This is a genomic window from Lacinutrix sp. WUR7, from assembly GCF_016864015.1.
In the GTDB taxonomy this organism is placed as follows: Bacteria; Bacteroidota; Bacteroidia; order Flavobacteriales; family Flavobacteriaceae; genus Oceanihabitans.
The window spans coordinates 3427199-3449458 of record NZ_CP045067.1; the positions used below are offsets into that span (position 1 = coordinate 3427199).

General features: G+C 35.0%; 8 protein-coding genes. 3 read left to right on the plus strand and 5 right to left on the minus strand.

Annotated features, from left to right (window positions below; genetic code table 11):
• On the plus strand, positions 1–582 hold the full coding sequence (locus FG167_RS14970; RefSeq protein WP_055445026.1) for a tRNA-(ms[2]io[6]A)-hydroxylase: 582 nt from the start codon (positions 1–3) through the stop codon (positions 580–582).
• Positions 583–657: 75 nt separating this feature from the next.
• On the opposite strand, the gene FG167_RS14975 is transcribed toward FG167_RS14970, so the two are convergent.
• The 5 genes from FG167_RS14975 to FG167_RS14995 form a co-directional block, all read right to left on the minus strand.
• Positions 658–1185, minus strand: a complete 528-nt coding sequence (locus tag FG167_RS14975) for a porin family protein (RefSeq protein ID WP_203459024.1) — start codon at positions 1183–1185, stop codon at positions 658–660.
• 62 nt (positions 1186–1247) lie between these two features.
• Positions 1248–1781: a porin family protein gene (locus FG167_RS14980; protein WP_203459025.1), complete on the minus strand. Its 534-nt coding sequence runs from the start codon at positions 1779–1781 to the stop codon at positions 1248–1250.
• A gap of 166 nt (positions 1782–1947) precedes the next feature.
• Positions 1948–2853, minus strand: a complete 906-nt coding sequence (locus FG167_RS14985; protein ID WP_203459026.1) for a Ppx/GppA phosphatase family protein — start codon at positions 2851–2853, stop codon at positions 1948–1950.
• A complete protein-coding gene (gene ppk1 / locus FG167_RS14990; RefSeq protein ID WP_203459027.1) occupies positions 2854–4911 on the minus strand; it encodes a polyphosphate kinase 1 in 2058 nt (685 codons plus the stop codon).
• A 72-nt stretch (positions 4912–4983) separates the two neighbouring features.
• Entirely contained in the window at positions 4984–5469 is a 486-nt protein-coding gene (locus tag FG167_RS14995) for a histidine phosphatase family protein (protein ID WP_203459028.1), read from the minus strand.
• Between the two features lie 335 nt (positions 5470–5804).
• Between FG167_RS14995 and FG167_RS15000 the strand changes: the two genes are divergently transcribed.
• Positions 5805–6287: a hypothetical protein gene (locus FG167_RS15000; RefSeq protein ID WP_203459029.1), complete on the plus strand. Its 483-nt coding sequence runs from the start codon at positions 5805–5807 to the stop codon at positions 6285–6287.
• A 10-nt stretch (positions 6288–6297) separates the two neighbouring features.
• Positions 6298–22248, plus strand: coding sequence for a gliding motility-associated C-terminal domain-containing protein (locus FG167_RS15005; RefSeq protein WP_203459030.1), 15951 nt, complete (start codon positions 6298–6300; stop codon positions 22246–22248).
• Positions 22249–22260 lie beyond the last annotated feature (12 nt).

The following is a 22260-nucleotide window of genomic DNA, read 5'->3' on the forward strand; positions in this document are numbered from 1 at the left end:
ATGCTAGGATTAAAACTACCAACAGATCCACGTTGGGTAAATATTGTAGAAAAGAATATAGAAGATATTCTTACAGATCATGCCTTTTGTGAGCAAAAAGCAACAAGTACGGCAATTTCATTAATTGTAAGTTTTCCAGAATATACCGATTTGGTTCAGGAAATGGTGGCTTTGGTTAAAGAAGAAATTAGCCATTTTAAAATGGTACATGATATCATTCTTGAAAAAGGCTGGATACTTGGTAGAGATAGAAAGGACGAATACGTAATTGCCCTTTTAAAGTTCTTTCCTAAAGGCGGAAGCAGAACGACACAATTGGTACATAGACTGCTTTATGCAGCTTTAATTGAAGCACGAAGCTGTGAGCGTTTTAGATTATTATCGGAAGAATTAGAAGATAAGAAACTAGCTCTTTTTTACAAAAACTTAATGGTTAGTGAAGCCAATCATTATACCATGTTTTTGGGCTTTGCAAGACAATATGGTGACCGAAAAGAAGTAGATGAAAAATGGCAAGGCTTACTAGATTACGAAGCTGAAATCATGAAAGATTTAAGTAAAAGCGAAAGCATACACGGTTAAACATTTATAAAATAGATGGAAATAAAAAAGCCTTCAAGAATAATCTTGAAGGCTTTTTATATGGTGTAATTGTACTTATATTTTTAATCCAATACCTAATTGAATGGTAGAATTTGTAGCCTCAATATTAGCAACATTATCATCTAAAATGTTTCCAAATCCATAGCTAAATCTTGCATCTAGAAAAAGGTTTTCCAATATATCATATTGTAATCCTGCTACTCCAGAGAAGTTAAATGTTTTATAACCATCTTCGTAATCCCAAATTTTCAAATTTGCTTGTGGTCCAACACCAATAGATAATTCACCAATATGGTAACGTAAAGTAATTGGTAATTGAATATAGTTTACCCTTAGGTTTTCTTCTTTTCCTCCTTCAGCAGAATACATTAATTCTGGCATGATGGATATTTTATCTGAAAAAGCATAATCTACAAAAGCTCCCATTGCTAATCCGTTTCTATGCGTATTACCAAAAGTTGCATCTGGATCAAAATCTAAATTAGAAATATTAACTGCTACACGTATACCAGAAGTTACATTCTGCGCTTGCATTAAAAATCCTGTAAATAAAAAGACTGCTAAAAGTAAATTTTTTCTCATTGTTTATAATTTAAAATTAAAGGAACGAAAGTAATAATAAAAATGTTTAGAAAAGAATAAAATTAAATTTTATAACCAACACCAAACTGAATATTGGTTTGTTTTACTTTATAATCGGATTCTTTATCAATTTTATTGGTAAAACCATAACTGTATCTTACATCTATAAATATCTCACTAGTAATCATATACTCTCCTCCAACAATACCAGAAAGTGCAAAGTTTTTAAATCCGTCGTTTTCTTCATGAATTTTAACTCCTACTAAAGGTCCAACTCCGGCAGCTATTTTATCTGTAATTCTGTATTTAAATAGAATTGGTGCTTGAATATAATCAATACGTATGGATTTTTCCTTAGCACCTTCGGCAGAAAACTGAAGTTCTGGCATTAAGGAAATTTTTTCAGTTAAATCTAATTCGCCAAAAAAACCAAAAGCAAAACCGTTTCTGTGTTCATTTGTAAAATTTGGTTCTGGATCAAAATCTAAATTAGAAATATTCAGTCCGCCTCTTATACCATAAAGCACATCTTTTTCTTGAGAGAATCCGTAAAAAGTGCTAAATAAAAGTGTAATTATTAGTATTGATTTTTTCATTTGGATACGATTATTATTAATTAGGTCTGAAGTTTTCCGGTATTACATATAAGATTTGAATACAAGAACCTTCAAAAATAAATTAGTTTATACGTTTTATTATTTGTCGGATAAATATAAATTAAAATACTAAAATTCAAACATTTAAAAGATAAAAAGCAATTTTCTACTGTATATTACTAGAAACGGTGTCATAATACATACTCTTAATTATACCATCTGCCAAACCAATTTTTGGAACATACAAATCTTTTGCGCCGCTCCATTTCATTGCCGACAAATAAATTCTAGTTGCAGGAATAATTACATCTGCTCTATCTTGGTTTAAGTTTAATTCAGTAATACGTTCTTCATAAGAATAGGTTTGTAGCATATTATAATAACTGGTTAAATAGAAATACGTTAATGGTTTACCAAATGCTTTACCAGAGATCTTAAATATTTTATTAATATTACCACCAGATCCTATAACATCTATTTTATCATAAGGTGCTGTTTTTTCTTTTATCCATTGCTCAAGTTCGTACCAAGTTTCCTTTTTAACAATATCATTTAATAGTCTTACGGTTCCTATTTTAAAAGATTTTGAAGTAATAAAATCTCCGTTTCTTATCACAGTAAATTCGGTACTTCCTCCACCAACATCTACATATAAATAGGTTTTATTTTTATCTATAAATGCATGCAAATCTGTTGCAGCAATAATTGCAGCTTCTTCTTCACCATCAATTATATCAATTTTCACTTCGGTTTGCTCTAAAATAAGCGAAGATATTTTTTCTCCATTCACAGCTTCTCGCATTGCTGAAGTAGCACATGCTTTATATTTTTCAACTTTATGCGATTGCATTAGTAATTTAAAAGCTTGCATAGTATCTAGCATCCGCTTTGTGTTTTCTTTAGATATTTTTTGTTTAATAAAAACATCAGCACCTAAACGAATTGGCACACGCACTAAAGAACTCTTTTTAAATCGAGGAGCTTTCCCTTTTTCTTCTATAATATTTGCTATTAATAGTCGTACAGCATTGGAACCAATATCTATTGCCGCGTATTTTTTTATAGATAACATTTATTGTTTATTTAAGTAATACTTATACGTTTCAAATTGCGTACGAACCTTTGGTTTATCATTTCGCTTGTATTTATTATTTTGGTTCGCGTTTAAAATTCTTGCTTTCACATTATCGCTCCAACATATATTATAAGTATCAATAAGTTCTTGTTTTATTTCTTCGTCATAAATAGGACAGCTGACTTCTACTCTATTATCAATATTTCTGGTCATCCAATCTGCTGAAGATATATACACCTTAGGATTATCATTGTTACAGAAAATAAATAGCCTAGTATGTTCTAAAAATTTATCAATAATACTAATAGCTTCAATGTTTTCACTCATTCCTTTTTTTCCAGGAATCAAGCAGCAAAGGCCTCTTATTATTAACTGAATTTTCACACCCGCTCTACTTGCTTCATATAATTTATCTATCATTTTATAGCTAGACATACTATTCATTTTAAGCTTTATATATGCGGGTTTTCCAGCTTTTACATTTTCTATTTCTTTATTAATTAATTTAAAAAATGCAGACCTAGTATAATGTGGAGATGTAATAATATGTTTATATCTAAAAACGCGATAATTCGTATCGAAAAAACTAAATACTTTATTAAGGTCTTTTAGTATTTTTTGGTCGCTAGTAAATAAAGTATAATCGGTATAGATTCTTGCCGTAGATTCGTTAAAATTCCCTGTGCTTACAAATCCATAACGAACTATTTTATTTTTTTCTTGACGTTCTATTACGCACATTTTACTGTGCACTTTTAGACCAGGAACTCCAAAGATTAGATTTACACCTTCTTTTTCCATTTGTTCGGCATAATCAATATTTGCCTGTTCATCAAACCTTGCTCTAATTTCTATAGAAACCGTAACTTTTTTTCCGTTTTTGGCAGCATTAATTAAGGAACTTGCTACATGCGAAATTTGTGCAAGTCTGTAAATGGTAATTTTAATCGTTTTTACTGCAGGATCTAAAGCTGCTTCTCGTAAAAATTTAACGATATAAGAAAAAGTATGATACGGTGCATATAGCAGATAATCTTTTTTAGCAATCTCACTAAAAATACTTTTTTCGAGACTTAGCCCTTTTATTGGTAAGGCTTCAATCTTTTCGTAAAGTAAATCTGTTCTTCCTAAACTAGGGAAATCCATATAATCCCTTCTATTATGATATCTACCTCCTGGAATAATACTATCTGTGTTTTCAATTCCCATTTTAGTCATGAAATATTGAAGTGTCTTTTTATCTATGGTCTTATCATAAACAAACCGAACAGGATCCCCTATTTGTCGACCTTTAACACTATCGGAAATTTTTTCAATAAAACTTTTACTTAAATCACTTTCTAAATCTAACTCTCCGTCTCTAGTAATTTTAATCATGTGCGCTGTTATGCTTTTGTAATCAAAAATATTAAAGATATCATCTAGGCAATAACGAAGTAAATCGTCAACCATGATAATATAGTTTTTGTCTTCTTGTTTTGGTAAAACAATAAACCGATCCATTGCTTTTGAAATTTCAATGAAAGCATATTGATTTTCGTTATTGTTTAGCACCATATTTACTGCTAAATACGCCGCACTATCCTTAAGATTAGGCAACTTTACAAATTCATTAAGTACAATAGTTACAAGAGCAGGACTTACTTTTTGAATGAAGTAGTTTTTAATAAACTTATGCTGTTCTTCATTAATTTGAGTTTCATTAATAACAAAAATGTTCTCTAATTCTAACTTCTTTTGAATAACATTTAAAATTTTCAAGCTTTCGCTTTGTTGTTTTATAACTATTTGAGTAATAATTTCTAACAACTCACTAGCTTTTACTCCACCAAGTTCACTTTTACCACCTTTTCCAGCTTCAACAATACGTTTTACGGTTGCATATCTTACCTTAAAAAATTCATCTAAATTATTAGAAAAAATCCCTAAAAAACGCAAGCGCTCAATCAACGGAACATCCTCATCTTCTGCTTCTTGTAAGACTCTTGCGTTAAACTGCAACCAGCTAACTTCTCTATTAATATAAATATTATTTAATTTTTCAGGTTTAATCATTTAGTAGTATTTTCTAAAACAAATATAAATGAATTAATACTTTTTTTTAGCTCAAAAAGGAATAGATTTATGTTATTTTAAATCCTTCGGAAAAATTTTCAAAACCGTTTTCCCAGCACTTAGATTTTGCCATGTATCTGTGTCAAAATCAATACTTACCAAACCACTTGTTGGTACATTATCGTATAATACAGATCCATAAGCGTTTACAAAGGAGGTAATGGCAAAATTGTGCCCAAAAATCATTAAATGATTTATAGCATTATCACAACTATTTATCACCTCAATTAAGTCTTTTCCTGCAAAATCATACAGTTTATTATCTTCCTGAAAATCAACATGTTGAAAATCTAGTGTTTTTATAAAAATGGCAGCTGTTGACCTAGCTCTATTTGCAGCACTAGACAGGATTAAATCTGGAATAATAATTTTATCTTTGGCATAAGATGAAACTAAAGAAGCATCCTCTAACCCCCTCTTTTTCAATGGTCTTTCAAAATCTATCACTGGATGCTCCCATGAAGATTTTGCATGTCTAATTATGGTTAATTTTTTCATTTCTGTATTCGTTAAAATATTATAATTTAACGATTAAATGTAATCGTTTTTCATTTTGTCGAATTTTTGAGTTACTTAGCACTTTTATTTGATGAAAATAGAAAATCGCTATTAATTTGTTATATAAGCTATTAATTAATAACCCAAATTTAATAATTAAACTTAATCTAAACACATTAAGAAATTAATGTACTTCCCTCTCTAAAGATTATTGTAATGCTTTACATTTTGGTTGTTTTTATTTAATAAATTGACTTTTAAAATAACGTAAGAGTCAAAACATTGCTAATTACAATGTAACTTAAATAAATTAAAGAATTTAAGATTTTAATATTATGAAAAAAGTAATCTTATTACTTGTGGTATCTCTTATATCGCAAATTGGTTTTACACAAGAATTAGTTAAACTCGATTATTCCGATTTTGAGAATAGTCAATTAATGAAAAGTAGTTCTCTAGAAGACTTTAAAAATTTAGCTACTAAAGCGGAAATTGGAGTTGCATACTTAGAACAAAATAATACAAAGACTTATAATGCTAAAAACGGCATAAAGTTAATTCGTGTTACAAGTAGTGCTATTGAAGAATTAAATGCATCCTTAGATTTCTCCAGTTCTGTTGAAATGATAATAATAGATATTTTAAAACCTAATTTTAATTTAGAAACGATAGACTGTTCTAAACTAAAACAATTTGATAATTTAAAATACATCTACTTTAGATATCAAATAGAAATCAAAAATAATAGTGAATTACAAAAAATTAATTGTTTACCTGTTAACGTAAAACAATATTACACGAAACAATTAGCTTCTTAAAACATAGACTATGAAAACATTTACTAACCCATTTATAAAAGCAATAGTAGTTATTTGTCTATGCTTTTTTAGTTTAAATAATCTTTACAGTCAAGTTAGAGTTCCTTTTACGCAAAGAACAGCGGCTGATACTCCTGGTCAAACGGTTTATAGTATTAAAGGAGATTTTACTTTAATAGGTAACACCAATTTAACGCTACAAAATTACGGTACGAATACTACTAATAGTAATAATACTATGATTGCTGTAGATGTTGATGGGGATTCTAGCACAACCAATTCTTCTTCTGCTACTTTAAATTTTAGCACAGAAAATGGTGCTATTCCAGATTGTTCCAACATTATTTACGCAGGTTTATATTGGACAGGTAGAACTTCTAGTTCTGCTGTAACATTAGCAAAACGTAGCGTAAAGTTTAAACATGTAGACCAAAGTGCATACGAAGATGTTGTTGCTGATGTTAATAATATTTATTTCCCTGGCGATAATAATATGTATGCCGCTTACGCGGAAGTTACCAATATTGTAAAAGCAAATGGTACTGGTGAATATTTTACTGGAAACGTAGAGGTATCTACTGGAGATGGTGGTGGTACAGGTTATTATGGTGGTTGGGCATTGGTTGTTGTATATGACAATGACTTAATGGAATGGAGAGATGTAACCGTTTTTGATGGTTATGCGTATTTAGTTGGTTCTCAGACAACAAGTAATCAATTAGATGTTAGTGGATTTAATGCGATACAAAACGGTCCTGTGAATGTAAAACTGGGGTTAATTGCTGGTGAAGGAGATAGAGGTATTTCTGGAGATTATATTGAAATATGGGAAGATAAAGATGATGATGGAGTTATAGACGTTAGTGCTATTCCTTCTATTGATGAATGGACTCCTTTATCACATTCTGGAAATTCTACTGGAAACTTTTTTAATTCCTCTATTCAAACTGGCGGAAACGCTAGAACCCCTTCTTTAACAAACAATACTGGTTTAGATATTAGTATGTTTAATATTAATAATGCTAATAATAGTATTATTGATAATGGTGATACAAACACTAGTTTCAGATATGGTTCTACACAAGATACGTATATTATTTTTAATATTGCAATGGCTATTGATGCCTTTGTACCTTCCATAGATGGTCAAGTTTCTATTAACAATATCTTTGGTGATGTTAATGTATCAGAACCATATGCTATTAATCCAGGTGAAACTGCTCAGTTTGATATTGAAATTCATAATAATGGAAATGAACCATTAGAAGATTTTTTAATACAAATTCCTATTCCAGAAACGGCTAATTTCGTTCCTGGTAGTATTCAATACGCAGTAAATGCTCCTGCTAATACCACAACAACTCCTTATTATGATGCTGCTTTTGGAACTAATGGAGGAATTATATGGCAATTTGGAGATTTGCCTGAAGCAATAAACTTAAGTGATGTTTTAGCTTCATTATCCTTTGAAGTAGAAGCTTCTGCAAACTGTGAAGCTTTTAATCCTCCAAACTGTAGTCCAACTATTTCTTTATCAAGTGCTTTAATGACAGGTACTGGAGCGGTCTCACAAAGTCCGTTTTTCATAAAATTTAATAGTGGCTATCAAGAAGCTCCTTGTATTGCTTACCCAATATCAGAACCTATTATAATAACGGTTATCCCTTCTCTTGAAATAGATATAGCTGCTTCAAACCTTACTGTCGAATGTGATGGTTCTGGAAATACAACCGCTGTAAATGACTGGTTAGCATCAGGTGGAAATGCCTCTGTTGTAGGGGATTGCATTATAACTTGGACTAATGATTTTAACGGAGTAACATCTAATCAATGTGGTGCAGCAGGATCTACAACCGTAATTTTTACTGCAACGGATTCTTGTGGAAATACCACAACTACTTCTGCTTTACTTACTATAATAGATGATACGGACCCAACATTTACTGCTCCTGCAGCTATTGAAATTTTCACGGATGCTTCTTGTAATTATGATGCAACGATTAGTGAAACTGGTGATGTAACTAATGAAGCTGATAATTGTGATACTACTTTAGATGCTACTTTTACAGATGTTGTAACAGATGGTACTTGTGAAGGTTCTTTTGTTATAACTAGAACTTGGACTTTATCAGACGATTGTGGGAATACTGCAACGCCACAAATACAAACGATTACTGTTTCAGATAATACCGCGCCAACATTTACTGCTCCTGCAGCTATTGAAATTTTTACGGATGCTTCTTGTAATTATGATGCTACTGTTAGTGAAACTGGTGATGTAACCAATGAAGCTGATAATTGTGATACTACTTTAGATGCTACTTTTACAGATGTTGTAACAGATGGTGCTTGTGAAGGTTCTTTTGTTATAACTAGAACTTGGACTTTATCAGACGATTGTGGAAACACTGCAACGCCACAAATACAAACGATTACTGTTTCAGATAATACAGCGCCTACATTTACTGCTCCTGCAGCTATTGAAATTTTCACGGATGCTTCTTGTAATTATGATGCAACGGTTAGTGAAACTGGTGATGTAACTAATGAAACTGATAATTGTGATACTACTTTAGATGCTACTTTTACAGATGTTGTAACAGATGGTGCTTGTGAAGGTTCTTTTGTTATAACTAGAACTTGGACTTTATCAGACGATTGTGGGAATACTGCAACGCCGCAAACACAAACGATTACCGTTTCAGATAATATTGCGCCAACATTTACGGCTCCTGCAGCTATTGAAATTTTTACGGATGCTTCTTGTAATTATGATGCAACGGTTAGCGAAACTGGTGATGTAACCAATGAAGCTGATAATTGTGATACTACTTTAGATGCTACTTTTACAGATGTTGTAACAGATGGTGCTTGTGAAGGTTCTTTTGTTATAACTAGAACTTGGACTTTATCAGACGATTGTGGGAATACTGCAACGCCGCAAATACAAACGATTACCGTTTCAGATAATACCGCTCCAACATTTACTGCTCCTGCAGCTATTGAAATTTTTACGGATGCTTCTTGTAATTATGATGCAACGGTTAGTGAAACTGGTGATGTAACCAATGAAGCTGATAATTGTGATACTACTTTAGATGCTACTTTTACAGATGTTGTAACAGATGGTGCTTGTGAAGGTTCTTTTGTTATAACTAGAACTTGGACTTTATCAGACGATTGCGGAAACACTGCAACGCCACAAATACAAACGATTACTGTTTCAGATAATATTGCTCCAACATTTACTGCTCCTGCAGCTATTGAAATTTTCACGGATGCTTCTTGTGATTATGATGCAACGGTTAGCGAAACTGGTGATGTAACCAATGAAGCTGATAATTGTGGCACTACTTTAGATGCTACTTTTACAGATGTTGTAACAGCTGGTACTTGTGAAGGTTCTTTTGTTATAACTAGAACTTGGACTTTATCAGACGATTGTGGGAATACTGCAACGCCACAAATACAAACGATTACCGTTTCAGATAATACCGCGCCTACATTTACTGCTCCTACAGCTATTGAAATTTTCACGGATGCTTCTTGTAATTATGATGCAACGGTTAGCGAAACTGGTGATGTAACTAATGAAGCTGATAATTGTGATACTACTTTAGATGCTACTTTTACAGATGTTGTAACAGATGGTGCTTGTGAAGGTTCTTTTGTTATTACTAGAACTTGGACTTTATCAGACGATTGTGGAAATACTGCAACGCCGCAAACACAAACGATTACCGTTTCAGATAATACAGCGCCTACATTTACTGCTCCTGCAGCTATTGAAATTTTTACGGATGCTTCTTGTAATTATGATGCAACGGTTAGCGAAACTGGTGATGTAACCAATGAAGCTGATAATTGTGATACTACTTTAGATGCTACTTTTACAGATGTTGTAACAGATGGTGCTTGTGAAGGTTCTTTTGTTATAACTAGAACTTGGACTTTATCAGACGATTGCGGAAACACTGCAACGCCACAAATACAAACGATTACCGTTTCAGATAATATTGCGCCAACATTTACGGCTCCTGCAGCTATTGAAATTTTCACGGATGCTTCTTGTAATTATGATGCAACGGTTAGTGAAACTGGTGATGTAACTAATGAAGCTGATAATTGTGATACTACTTTAGATGCTACTTTTACAGATGTTGTAACAGATGGTGCTTGTGAAGGTTCGTTTGTTATTACTAGAACTTGGACTTTATCAGACGATTGTGGAAATACTGCAACGCCACAAACACAAACGATTACTGTTTCAGATAATACCGCGCCTACATTTACTGCTCCTGCAGCTATTGAAATTTTTACGGATGCTTCTTGTAATTATGATGCAACGGTTAGCGAAACTGGTGATGTAACTAATGAAGCTGATAATTGTGATACTACTTTAGATGCTACTTTTACAGATGTTGTAACAGCTGGTTCTTGTGAAGGTTCTTTTGTTATTACTAGAACTTGGACTTTATCAGACGATTGTGGGAATACTGCAACGCCACAAATACAAACGATTACTGTTTCAGATAATATTGCTCCAACATTTACTGCTCCTGCAGCTATTGAAATTTTTACGGATGCTTCTTGTAATTATGATGCAACGGTTAGTGAAACTGGTGATGTAACTAATGAAGCTGATAATTGTGATACTACTTTAGATGCTACTTTTACAGATGTTGTAACAGATGGTGCTTGTGAAGGTTCTTTTGTTATAACTAGAACTTGGACTTTATCAGACGATTGTGGGAATACTGCAACGCCGCAAATACAAACGATTACCGTTTCAGATAATACCGCTCCAACATTTACTGCTCCTGCAGCTATTGAAATTTTTACGAATGCTTCTTGTAATTATGATGCAACGGTTAGCGAAACTGGTGATGTAACTAATGAAGCTGATAATTGTGATACTACTTTAGATGCTACTTTTACAGATGTTGTAACAGCTGGTTCTTGTGAAGGTTCTTTCGTTATAACTAGAACTTGGACTTTATCAGACGATTGTGGGAACACTGCAACGCCACAAACACAAACGATTACTGTTTCAGATAATACCGCGCCTACATTTACTGCTCCTGCAGCTATTGAAATTTTTACGGATGCTTCTTGTAATTATGATGCAACGGTTAGCGAAACTGGTGATGTAACTAATGAAGCTGATAATTGTGATACTACTTTAGATGCTACTTTTACAGATGTTGTAACAGCTGGTTCTTGTGAAGGTTCTTTTGTTATAACTAGAACTTGGACTTTATCAGACGATTGTGGGAACACTGCAACGCCGCAAATACAAACGATTACCGTTTCAGATAATACCGCTCCAACATTTACTGCTCCTGCAGCTATTGAAATTTTTACGGATGCTTCTTGTAATTATGATGCAACGGTTAGCGAAACTGGTGATGTAACTAATGAAGCTGATAATTGTGATACTACTTTAGATGCTACTTTTACAGATGTTGTAACAGCTGGTTCTTGTGAAGGTTCTTTTGTTATAACTAGAACTTGGACTTTATCAGACGATTGTGGGAACACTGCAACGCCGCAAATACAAACGATTACCGTTTCAGATAATATTGCGCCAACATTTACTGCTCCTGCAGCTATTGAAATTTTTACGGATGCTTCTTGTAATTATGATGCAACGGTTAGCGAAACTGGTGATGTAACTAATGAAGCTGATAATTGTGATACTACTTTAGATGCTACTTTTACAGATGTTGTAACAGATGGTGCTTGTGAAGGTTCTTTTGTTATTACTAGAACTTGGACTTTATCAGACGATTGTGGGAATACTGCAACGCCGCAAACACAAACGATTACTGTTTCAGATAATACCGCTCCGGATATTACTAGTTGTACTAGTGTTATAGATCAGTCTGTAGATTGTACAGCAGGTGATAACGAAACCATAGCGGATGCTTGGAATGCTGCCAATATTGCTGCGCTTGAATCTTGTGCTACAGATAACTGTGATACGAATCTTGTTGGTCAAGTAACTTCTAATTACGACTTCAATAACTTAAATGTAGTTTGTGGTCCTTGTGGTTCGCTTCCGGTTACCTATACCGTTGCTGATGATTGTGGTAATGAATCTACAATTACAGTAACACTGAACTTCGGTGATGCTACTGGTCCAGATCTTACTGCTTGTAATGTGGTAGATGAAACGATCGAATGTGATGGTGATAATAACCAAACTTTAGCAGATACTTGGAATGCGGATAATATTGCAGAACTTCAAGCTTGTGCTGATGATATTAATGTAAACATTACTTCTGATTATGCTTTCACTAACCTAGCTACAACTTGTGGTGCTGGTGGAACTATTCAAGTAACATATACTGCTACTGATGATTGTTTAAATACTTCTTCGGTTACTGCGACACTTACACTTAACGATTCTATTGGTCCTGACCTTACAGCTTGTACTGTTGCAGATGAAACTATCGAGTGTGATGGAACAAATAACGAAACGATTGCTAACGATTGGAATGCGGCTAACATATTAGCATTGCAGTCTTGTGGTACAGATGCTTGTGATACAGATGCTGTTTTTGATGTAACTTCTGATTATGCGTACACCAACCTTGCTTCTACTTGTGGAGCTGGTGGTACATTAACAGTTACTTATACCGTTCCGGATGATTGTGATAATGAAACTATACTTGTTGCAATTCTTACACTAAATGATTCTATTGGTCCTGATCTTACAGCTTGTACTGTAGCGGATGAAACGATTGAATGTGACGGAACAAATAACGAAACGCTTGCTAACGATTGGAATGCGGCTAACATACTTGCTCTTCAATCTTGCGGTACAGATTCTTGTGATACAGATGCGGTATTTGATGTAACTTCAGATTATGCTTTTGCTAACCTTGCTTCCACTTGTGGACTTGGTGGTACAATTACAGTTACCTATACCGTTGCAGATGATTGTGATAACGAAACAATACTTGTTGCAATTCTTACCCTTAACGATTCTATCGGTCCGGACTTAACAGTTTGTACTACAGTTACAGATGAGTCTGTAGATTGTACAGCGGATGATAACGAAACTATTGCAGATGCTTGGAATACTGCTAACATACTTGCTTTGGAATCTTGTGGTTCAGATAGCTGTGATGCAGATGGTGTTTATAACGTAACTTCAGATTACGACTTCAATAACTTAAATGTAGTTTGTGGTCCTTGTGGTTCGCTTCCGGTTACCTATACCGTTGCTGATGATTGTGGTAATGAATCTACAATTACAGTAACACTGAACTTCGGTGATGCTACTGGTCCAGATCTTACTGCTTGTAATGTGGTAGATGAAACGATAGAATGTGATGGTGATAATAACCAAACTTTAGCAGATACTTGGAATGCGGATAATATTGCAGAACTTCAAGCTTGTGCAGATGATATTAATGTAAACATTACTTCTGATTATGTTTTCACTCACCTAGCTACAACTTGTGGTGCTGGTGGAACTATTCAAGTAACATATACTGCTACTGATGATTGTTTAAATACTTCTTCGGTTACTGCGACACTTACACTTAACGACTCTATTGGTCCTGACCTTACAGCTTGTACTGTTGCAGATGAAACTATCGAGTGTGATGGAACAAATAACGAAACGATTGCTAACGATTGGAATGCGGCTAACATATTAGCATTGCAGTCTTGTGGTACAGATGCTTGTGATACAGATGCTGTATTTGATGTAACTTCTGATTATGCTTATACCAACCTTGCTTCTACTTGTGGAGCTGGTGGTACATTAACAGTTACTTATACCGTTGCGGATGATTGTGATAATGAAACTATACTTGTTGCAATTCTTACCCTTAACGATTCTATTGGTCCTGATCTTACAGCTTGTACTGTAGCGGATGAAACTATCGAATGTGACGGAACAAATAATGAAACGCTTGCTAACGATTGGAATACTGCTAACATACTTGCTCTTCAATCTTGTGGTACAGATTCTTGTGATACAGATGCTGTTTTTGATGTAACTTCAGATTATGCTTTTGCTAACCTTGCTTCCACTTGTGGACTTGGTGGTACAATTACAGTTACCTATACTGTTGCTGATGATTGTGATAACGAAACAATACTTGTTGCAATTCTTACCCTTAACGATTCTATCGGTCCGGACTTAACAGTTTGTACTACAGTTACAGATGAGTCTGTAGATTGTACAGCGGATGATAACGAAACAATTGCAGATGCTTGGAATACTGCTAACATACTTGCTTTGGAATCTTGTGGTTCAGATAGCTGTGATGCAGATGGTGTTTATAACGTAACTTCAGATTACGACTTCAATAACTTAAATGTAGTTTGTGGTCCTTGTGGTTCGCTTCCGGTTACCTATACCGTTGCTGATGATTGTGGTAATGAATCTACAATTACAGTAACACTGAACTTCGGTGATGCTACTGGTCCAGATCTTACTGCTTGTAATGTGGTAGATGAAACGATAGAATGTGATGGTGATAATAACCAAACTTTAGCAGATACTTGGAATGCAGATAATATTGCAGAACTTCAAGCTTGTGCAGATGATATTAATGTAAACATTACTTCTGATTACGCTTTCACTAACCTAGCTACAACTTGTGGTGCTGGTGGAACTATTCAAGTAACATATACTGCTACTGATGATTGTTTAAATACTTCTTCGGTTACTGCGACACTTACACTTAACGATTCTATCGGTCCTGACCTTACAGCTTGTACTGTTGCAGATGAAACTATCGAGTGTGATGGAACAAATAACGAAACACTTGCTAACGATTGGAATGCGGCTAACATATTAGCGCTTCAATCTTGTGGTACAGATGCTTGTGATACAGATGCAGTATTTGATGTAACTTCTGATTATGCGTACACCAACCTTGCTTCTACTTGTGGAGCTGGTGGTACATTAACAGTTACTTATACCGTTGCGGATGATTGTGATAATGAAACTATACTTGTTGCAATACTTACACTAAATGATTCTATTGGTCCTGATCTTACAGCTTGTACTGTAGCAGATGAAACTATCGAGTGTGACGGAACAAATAACGAAACACTTGCTAACGATTGGAATACTGCTAACATACTTGCTCTTCAATCTTGTGGTACAGATGCTTGTGATACAGATGCTGTTTTTGATGTAACTTCAGATTATGCTTTTGCTAACCTTGCTTCCACTTGTGGACTTGGTGGTACAATTACAGTTACCTATACTGTTTCTGATGATTGTGATAATGAAACAATACTTGTTGCAATTCTTACGCTTAACGATTCTATCGGTCCAGACTTAACAGTTTGTACTACAGTTACAGATGAGTCTGTAGATTGTACAGCGGATGATAACGAAACTATTGCAGATGCTTGGAATACTGCTAACATACTTGCTTTGGAATCTTGTGGTTCAGATAGCTGTGATGCAGATGGTGTTTATAACGTAACTTCAGATTACGACTTCAATAACTTAAATGCAGTTTGTGGTCCTTGTGGTTCGCTTCCGGTTACCTATACCGTTGCTGATGATTGTGGTAATGAATCTACAATTACAGTAACACTGAACTTCGGTGATGCTACTGGTCCTGATCTTACTGCTTGTAATGTAGTAGATGAAACGATCGAATGTGATGGTGATAATAACCAAACTTTAGCAGATACTTGGAATGCGGATAATATTGCAGAACTTCAAGCTTGTGCTGATGATATTAATGTAAATATTACTTCTGATTACGCTTTCACTAACCTTGCTACAACTTGTGGTGCTGGTGGAACTATTCAAGTAACATATACTGCTACTGATGATTGTTTAAATACTTCTTCGGTTACTGCGACACTTACACTTAACGATTCTATTGGTCCTGATCTTACAGCTTGTACTGTTGCAGATGAAACGATTGAATGTGATGGAACAAATAACGAAACACTTGCTAACGATTGGAATGCGGCTAACATATTAGCGCTTCAATCTTGTGGTACAGATGCTTGTGATACAGATGCAGTATTTGATGTAACTTCTGATTATGCGTACACCAACCTTGCTTCTACTTGTGGAGCTGGTGGTACATTAACAGTTACTTATACCGTTGCGGATGATTGTGATAATGAAACTATACTTGTTGCAATTCTTACACTTAACGATTCTATTGGTCCTGATCTTACAGCTTGTACTGTAGCGGATGAAACTATCGAATGTGACGGAACAAATAATGAAACGCTTGCTAACGATTGGAATACTGCTAACATACTTGCTCTTCAATCTTGTGGTACAGATGCTTGTGATACAGATGCAGTATTTGATGTAACTTCAGATTATGCTTTTGCTAACCTTGCTTCCACTTGTGGACTTGGTGGTACAATCACAGTTACCTATACCGTTGCTGATGATTGTGATAACGAAACAATACTTGTTGCAATTCTTACTCTTAACGATTCAATCGGTCCGGACTTAACAGTTTGTACTACAGTTACAGATGAGTCTGTAGATTGTACAGCGGATGATAACGAAACTATTGCAGATGCTTGGAATACTGCTAACATACTTGCTTTGGAATCTTGTGGTTCAGATAGCTGTGATGCAGATGGTGTTTATAACGTAACTTCAGATTACGACTTCAATAACTTAAATGTAGTTTGTGGTCCTTGTGGTTCGCTTCCGGTTACCTATACCGTTGCAGATGATTGTGGTAATGAATCTACAATTACAGTAACACTGAACTTCGGTGATGCTACTGGTCCAGATCTTACTGCTTGTAATGTGGTAGATGAAACGATCGAATGTGATGGTGATAATAACCAAACTTTAGCAGATACTTGGAATGCAGATAATATTGCAGAACTTCAAGCTTGTGCAGATGATATTAATGTAAACATTACTTCTGATTACGCTTTCACTAACCTAGCTACAACTTGTGGTGCTGGTGGAACTATTCAAGTAACATATACTGCTACTGATGATTGTTTAAATACTTCTTCGGTTACTGCTACTCTTACACTTAACGATTCTATTGGTCCTGACCTTACAGCTTGTACTGTTGCAGATGAAACGATTGAATGTGATGGAACAAATAACGAAACGATTGCTAACGATTGGAATGCCGCTAACATACTAGCACTTCAATCTTGTGGTACAGATGCTTGTGATACAGATGCAGTATTTGATGTAACTTCTGATTATGCGTACACCAACCTTGCTTCTACTTGTGGAGCTGGTGGTACATTAACAGTTACTTATACCGTTGGGGATGATTGTGATAATGAAACTATACTTGTTGCAATTCTTACACTAAATGATTCTATTGGTCCTGATCTTACAGCTTGTACGGTAGCAGATGAAACTATCGAGTGTGACGGAACAAATAACGAAACACTTGCTAACGATTGGAATACTGTTAACATTCTTGCTCTTCAATCTTGTGGTACAGATGCTTGTGATACAGATGCAGTATTTGATGTAACTTCAGATTATGCTTTTGCTAACCTTGCTTCCACTTGTGGACTTGGTGGTACAATTACAGTTACCTATACCGTTGCAGATGATTGTGATAACGAAACAATACTTGTTGCAATTCTTACCCTTAACGATTCTATCGGTCCGGACTTAACAGTTTGTACTACAGTTACAGATGAGTCTGTAGATTGTACAGCGGATGATAACGAAACAATTGCAGATGCTTGGAATACTGCTAACATACTTGCTTTGGAATCTTGTGGTTCAGATAGCTGTGATGCAGATGGTGTTTATAACGTAACTTCAGATTACGACTTCAATAACTTAAATGTAGTTTGTGGTCCTTGTGGTTCGCTTCCGGTTACCTATACCGTTGCAGATGATTGTGGTAATGAATCTACAATTACAGTAACACTGAACTTCGGTGATGCTACTGGTCCAGATCTTACTGCTTGTAATGTGGTAGATGAAACGATCGAATGTGATGGTGATAATAACCAAACTTTAGCAGATACTTGGAATGCGGATAATATTGCAGAACTTCAAGCTTGTGCAGATGATATTAATGTAAACATTACTTCTGATTACGCTTTCACTAACCTAGCTACAACTTGTGGTGCTGGTGGAACTATTCAAGTAACATATACTGCTACTGATGATTGTTTAAATACTTCTTCGGTTACTGCTACTCTTACACTTAACGATTCTATTGGTCCTGACCTTACAGCTTGTACTGTTGCAGATGAAACGATTGAATGTGATGGAACAAATAACGAAACGATTGCTAACGATTGGAATGCCGCTAACATACTAGCACTTCAATCTTGTGGTACAGATGCTTGTGATACAGATGCTGTATTTGATGTAACTTCTGATTATGCTTATACCAACCTTGCTTCTACTTGTGGAGCTGGTGGTACTATCCTAGTTACGTATACAGTTGCAGATGATTGTGATAATGAAACCATACTTACTGCAACACTTACTCTTGAAGATTCTATCGGACCAGACTTAACGTCTTGTACCGTTGTTGATGAAACTATAGAATGTAACGGTACAGATAATGAAACAATTGCTAACGATTGGAATGCAGCAAACATATTAGCACTTCAATCTTGTGGTACAGATAGCTGTGATACAGATGCAGTATTTGATGTAACTTCTGATTATGTATTCACCAACCTTACTTCTACTTGTGGAGCTGGTGGTACAATCCTAGTTACGTTTACGGTAGCAGATGATTGTGGTAATGAAACAATACTTACTGCAACACTTACTCTAGAAGATTCTATCGGTCCAGACTTAACGTCTTGTACAGTTGTTGATGAAACTATAGAATGTGACGGAACAAATAATGAAACGCTTGCTAACGATTGGAATGCTGCTAACATTTTAGCACTTCAATCTTGTGGTACAGATAGCTGTGATACAGATGCAGTATTTGATGTAACTTCGGATTATGTATTTACGAACCTTGCTTCCACTTGTGGAGCTGGTGGTACTATCCTAGTTTCGTATACGGTAGCAGACGATTGTGGTAATGAAACAATACTTACTGCAACACTTACTCTAGAAGATTCTATTGGTCCAGACTTAACGTCTTGTACAGTTGTTGATGAAACTATAGAATGTAACGGTACAGATAATGAAACAATTGCTAACGATTGGAATGCAGCAAACATATTAGCACTTCAATCTTGTGGTACAGATAGCTGTGATACAAATGCAGTATTTGATGTAACTTCTGATTATGTATTCACCAACCTTACTTCCACTTGTGGTGCTGGTGGTACTATTCTAGTTACGTATACAGTTGCTGATGATTGTGGTAATGAAACCATACTTACTGCAACACTTACTCTTGAAGATTCTATCGGACCTGACTTAACGTCTTGTACCGTGGTAGATGAAACTATAGAATGTGATGGAACAAATAACGAAACACTTGCTAACGATTGGAATGCGGCTAACATATTAGCGCTTCAATCTTGTGGTACAGATGCTTGTGATACAGATGCTGTTTTTGATGTAACTTCTGATTACGCGTACACAAACCTTGCTTCTACTTGTGGAGCTGGTGGTACATTAACAGTTACTTATACCGTTGCAGATGATTGTGATAATGAAACTATACTTACTGCAACGCTTACTCTTGAAGATTCTATCGGACCAGACCTTACGGCTTGTACGGTAATCGACGAAACTATAGAATGTAATGGAACAGATAACGAAACGATCGCGAATGATTGGAATGCTGCTAATATTTTAGCACTTCAATCTTGTGGTACAGATAGCTGTGATACAGATGCTGTTTTTGATGTAACTTCAGATTATACTTTTGCTAACCTTGCTTCCACTTGTGGAGCTGGTGGTAATATCCTAGTTACGTATACAGTTGCAGATGATTGTGGTAATGAAACCATACTTACTGCAACACTTACTCTTGAAGATTCTATCGGACCTGACTTAACGTCTTGTACAGTTGTTGATGAAACTATAGAATGTGACGGAACAAATAATGAAACGCTTGCTAACGATTGGAATGCTGCTAACATTTTAGCACTTCAATCTTGTGGTACAGATAGCTGTGATACAGATGCAGTATTTGATGTAACTTCTGATTATGTATTCACCAACCTTACTTCTACTTGTGGAGCTGGTGGTACAATCCTAGTTACGTATACGATAGCAGACGATTGTGGTAATGAAACAATACTTACTGCAACGCTTACGCTTGAAGATTCTATCGGTCCAGACTTAACGTCTTGTACAGTTGTTGATGAAACTATAGAATGTAACGGTACAGATAATGAAACAATTGCTAACGATTGGAATGCAGCAAACATATTAGCACTTCAATCTTGTGGTACAGATAGCTGTGATACAAATGCAGTATTTGATGTAACTTCTGATTATGTATTCACCAACCTTACTTCTACTTGTGGAGCTGGTGGTACTATCCTAGTTACGTATACGGTAGCAGACGATTGTGGTAATGAAACAATACTTACTGCAACGCTTACGCTTGAAGATTCTATCGGTCCAGACTTAACGTCTTGTGTGGTTGTAGACGAAACTATAGAATGTAATGGTACAGATAACGAAACGATCGCCAACGATTGGAATGCTGCTAATATTTTAGCACTGCAATCTTGTGGTACAGATACTTGTGATACAGATGCAGTATTCGATGTAACTTCTGATTATGTGTTTACAAACCTTGCTTCTACATGTGGAGCTGGTGGTACTATCTTAGTTACGTATACAGTTGCAGATGATTGTGGTAATGAAACCATACTTACTGCAACGATTACTCTTGAAGATTCTATCGGTCCAGATTTAACGTCTTGTACCGTGGTAGATGAAACGATTGAATGTGACGGAACAAATAATGAAACACTTGCTAACGATTGGAATGCTGCAAACATTCTTGCGCTTCAATCTTGTGGTACAGATGCATGTGATACAGATGCAGTATTTGATGTAACTTCTGATTATGATTTCACTAATCTTGTAGCTGCTTGTGGTCTTACTGGTTCAATAGAAGTTAATTATGTTGTAAAAGATGATTGTAATAATTCTACAACACTTACTGCGACACTTACTATAGTAGATAATACGGCTCCAGATGCAACTAATTGTGTAACCGATCAAACATTAGACTGTGATGGAGATAACAATGAAGCAATTGCAGACCAATGGAATGCGGAAAACATTGCAGCTCTTGAAGCATGTGTTACAGATGGTTGTGATTTAGACTTTTCTGGTCAAATAACTTCAGATTATAACTTTGCTGATTTATCTTCTGCTCCTGGTTTAGGTGGAATGCTAGATGTTCAATATATAATTACAGATGATTGTGGTAATGAAACAGAAGTTTATGCGATGTTAACATTACAAAACAATTCTGTTAATGGTAATGATATAAGATTATGTAATGCAAGTGAAATTGAAGCTCAAGTGTATGACTTATTTGATTTATTAAGTGGTTACTATGATGATAGTGGTACTTGGGAAGTTATTTCTGGTGATGCTGTAATTATTGACGGTCATTATTTCGATCCATTAAGTATTACTCTTACTGGCGAAAATGTTGGTGTAGATATTGAATTTAGCTATACGGAAAATAATTCTGCTTGTCCAACTTACGTGGAAGCTTCTATTGAAGTTCATAATGAATGTTTTGTATTGAACTGTGGTGAAGATGATGTTGAAATTTCTAACGCAGTAACTCCTAACGGAGATCAATACAATGAATTCTTTGAAGTTAGTGGCGTTGAGCTTTGTAATTATGTAATAGATGTGAAAATATTTAACCGTTGGGGAGCATTAATTTATGAATCTCATGATTACCAAAACAATTGGGCAGGTACTGCACACAACAACTCTGTTGGTGGATCTAATACCGTTCCTGATGGTACATATTATTACATAGTAACTTTAAAAGAAAGTGGAATTGATCCTATAAATGGATATATCTACGTAGGAACCAAATAAAAATATTAACCT

What these genes read in the sequence shown, in the direction of transcription:
- FG167_RS15005 (WP_203459030.1), top strand. Translation starts at nt 6,298, where the DNA reads ATGAAAACATTTACTAACCCATTTATAAAAGCAATAGTAGTTATTTGT.
- FG167_RS14985 (WP_203459026.1), bottom strand. Translation starts at nt 2,853, where the DNA reads ATGTTATCTATAAAAAAATACGCGGCAATAGATATTGGTTCCAATGCT.
- FG167_RS14995 (WP_203459028.1), bottom strand. Translation starts at nt 5,469, where the DNA reads ATGAAAAAATTAACCATAATTAGACATGCAAAATCTTCATGGGAGCAT.
- FG167_RS15000 (WP_203459029.1), top strand. Translation starts at nt 5,805, where the DNA reads ATGAAAAAAGTAATCTTATTACTTGTGGTATCTCTTATATCGCAAATT.
- ppk1 (WP_203459027.1), bottom strand. Translation starts at nt 4,911, where the DNA reads ATGATTAAACCTGAAAAATTAAATAATATTTATATTAATAGAGAAGTT.
- FG167_RS14980 (WP_203459025.1), bottom strand. Translation starts at nt 1,781, where the DNA reads ATGAAAAAATCAATACTAATAATTACACTTTTATTTAGCACTTTTTAC.
- FG167_RS14975 (WP_203459024.1), bottom strand. Translation starts at nt 1,185, where the DNA reads ATGAGAAAAAATTTACTTTTAGCAGTCTTTTTATTTACAGGATTTTTA.
- FG167_RS14970 (WP_055445026.1), top strand. Translation starts at nt 1, where the DNA reads ATGCTAGGATTAAAACTACCAACAGATCCACGTTGGGTAAATATTGTA.